This window comes from Actinosynnema sp. NPDC023658, from assembly GCF_040639995.1.
Classification (GTDB): domain Bacteria; phylum Actinomycetota; class Actinomycetes; order Mycobacteriales; family Pseudonocardiaceae; genus Actinosynnema.
In genome coordinates this window covers 1-2,749 of the sequence record NZ_JBFAAX010000757.1, presented here as the reverse complement: position 1 = coordinate 2,749, position 2,749 = coordinate 1, and the positions used below count along the sequence as shown (strand labels likewise).

Sequence of the window (2,749 nt, the reverse complement as noted above, 5' to 3'; positions counted from 1 at the left end):
ACCCCACCCAAACCATCCACATAACCACGAAAAGCACGCCCGACCGCCTCACCAACACCCCCCTCCACCACACCCGACAACCCCGCCACACCACCAGCCGCCCCCGCCAACCCAACCGACAGCGCCGCCCAACCCCGCGCCAACTCATAAGCCTCGGCCGAACTCATCCGCGGAATCTCCTGCCCCGCCAACAAGATCATGCCGATATCGCCGACCAACGACGGATCAAGATCAACAGACATCGCGAGGAATCCCGTCAGGCGTGAGGAGGGCGGGGTGGGCGGTCGGGCGTCCTACGACTCGTTCGGATCCCGTCCTTCCGGCGTCACGACAACCGGAGGGGTCTCCAGCGACTCAGTCGGGGTGGCCCGAACGGGCGCGTAGAGCTCCGTCCCGTCAGGCAGGACCTCCACCGGCAGCGGTTCGCCGAGATCGTCGACCGGTCGGACCGGGTATGAGACCGGGACTCCTTCGACCGACACATCCGGCAACGGCTCGAAAGGCGCGTCGAATCCGACCCCCGGCTGCGCCGGGAACGCGATCGAGTCGGCCCGCAGGGGTTCGGTGACCGGCGGCTCGAGAACAAGGTCGGGATCGATCTGCGGTTGCCCCGTGAAGGTGATCGGCTCAACCGGCGCTGACTCGTCCGGCAACGGCCTGAGAAGCGAGTCGGGTCCGTCCACCCGCTCCGCCGGGAAGCTCACCGAATCGAAGAACACGGGCTCGTCCAGCGACGGCTCGACAGGCGAGCCCGGCCCGTCCACCCGCTCCGCCGGGAAGCTCACCGACGGCGTGCTCGGCAACGGCTCCACCGGTTCTTCCTCCCTGCTCGGCGCGAAGCCCGGCTGCAGCACGCCCGGCACCACTTCGTCCAGGGTGTGCTCGTCGTCGGGCTGGAAGAAGCCCTTGAGCCGTCCGTCCGGGCCGGTCAGGAAGACCCTCCCGCCCTCGCCGGGCACCTCCGACCCCAAGGGCGCCAGCACGCCGATCCTCTCGCCGAGCGCGTTGACCAGGACTTGGGGCGACAGCGGGATTCCGATGTCCGACCGCACGCGCTGGTCCGCGGCTTCCCGCCCGGGCACCACGCCCTTCCGGATCGGCCCGGACCTCGCCGGGGTGACCGCGCCCCACTGATCGGCGCCCTGCGCTGTCGTCCCCTTCCGCAGGGGCGGACCGGGGTTCTGCCGCGGGGGGACGACCACCGCGTTCCGGGCGTACCGGGTGTTGGTCTCCTCGGCGTCCTCCTGGCTCTGGGCCAGGTCGACGAGCTTGTCCTGGGTGAGCTGCAAACTTCGGGAGAGTCCGCGGACCGCCGCCATGACCGCGTCCGTGATCTCCATGTACGGCGGTATGAACGTCTTGCCCGTGCTGGTTTCCAGCGCGTCGGCCACGGAGGTTTTCACCGGGGGTCTGTGCAGGTAGTCGTAGTTCGCGAGGATGGACTCGAAGACGCCCGCCAGGACGCCGAAGTGCTCCCCCGCGCGCCGCAGCAGGGACGGGTCGCCGACGATGGGTCCGTCGCCGGCGAGCCGTGGCACGTCGGGGACCCCAGGCGCTTGACCACCGAAGGGCTGCCCTCCGGGCGGTCGACCACCGCCGGTGCCGGGCCTGTCTGCCGCCATCGTCTTCTCCTCAGCTCTTGGTCCGCAGCAGCGCGGCGCGCAGTGATTCGGGCAGGCCGGACTCGGGCGGCACGAACGCCTTCGCGTCGAACTCGCCGGAGAAGATCGCCTTGGCGTCCAGGCCGGCGGGCATCTGCGGCGCCAGCAGCTCGGCGGCCTCGTCGCCGACCTTGCGCTGCGCTTCGGCGATCGTGTCGACGAGGACGCCGGCCAGCTCGGCGGGTGGCATCTTCTTGTAGGCGGCGGTGGGGAACTTGACGTCGGTCACGCGACCGCCGTGCCCCACGGTCACCGACACGACCTTGCGGGGCGCGGTCGCGGTGGCGCGGATCTCCTGCAACCGCTGTTGGGTCTCCGCCATGAGCTGTTGCTGCTCGCGGAGCTGGGCGAAGAGCTGCTCCAGGTGTTCGGTGTGCGGATCGGACATGTCGACCTCCTCGATCAAGGGTGTGGGTGGACGCGCGCGCGGGTGGCGCGCGCGGGCTGGGACCGCCTGTTTGCGAAGTCGCCTCTGCGCGATCAGCCCACGGCGGCCAGCCCGCCCGACGACGGCGAGCGCAAGTCCGCCGCGGTGAGGGTGCGGGACGCCGCGGTGGCGGCGAGGTGGTCCGCGAGCTGGTGGGCGCCGTGGGCCGTGCGGTCCGCCGACCCCTCGATCCGGGTGCGCAGCGCGGTGACGGCGTCGTCGGGCACGTCGTGACCGCGTCGCGCCAGGTGCCGCACGGCCATCCGAACCAGGTCGTCCACGCCGTGCTCGGTGAACTCCCACGCCTCGGCGAAGCACTCGGCCAGCAGGTGGTCGAGCGCGAGGAGGTCGCGCACCGGCCTCCGCTCGCCCAGCAGCAGCACGACCACGCCGTCGGCGTCCCGGCGGACCGCCTCGACCCGCGCCTCGGCCGTCTCCGCCCGGCGCTCCACCGAGTCGGTGAGCCAGCCGGCGTCGACGTCGAGCACCAGCACGCCGCCGGCGGCGTCCTCGAACGCCCGGCCCACCAGGCTGGCGGCCTGGCCGGGCCACCGCGGGCACAGGTCCAGCCCGACCCGGACCCGCACGACGTGGCCCGCGTCGACCAGGCCGAGTTCGGCGAGGGCCTGCGCGTAGAGCCGAGCCACCTCGCTGCGGCCGG

The 2,749-nt window shown here is 71.9% G+C and carries 3 protein-coding genes and 1 pseudogene; all 4 read right to left on the bottom strand.

Going from position 1 to position 2,749, the window contains the following annotated elements:
• On the bottom strand, positions 1–242 hold a 242-nt coding region (locus AB0G02_RS34300), incomplete at its 3' end, for a hypothetical protein (protein ID WP_360802773.1).
• A gap of 51 nt (positions 243–293) precedes the next feature.
• Positions 294–1,538 (bottom strand): hypothetical protein, encoded by a 1,245-nt coding sequence (locus AB0G02_RS34295; protein WP_360802770.1) that lies wholly within the window; start codon positions 1,536–1,538, stop codon positions 294–296.
• A gap of 94 nt (positions 1,539–1,632) precedes the next feature.
• On the bottom strand, positions 1,633–2,049 hold the full coding sequence (locus AB0G02_RS34290) for a YbaB/EbfC family nucleoid-associated protein (protein WP_360802767.1): 417 nt from the start codon (positions 2,047–2,049) through the stop codon (positions 1,633–1,635).
• 92 nt (positions 2,050–2,141) lie between these two features.
• Positions 2,142–2,749 (bottom strand): annotated as a pseudogene (locus tag AB0G02_RS34285) (ATPase); the annotation flags it as partial.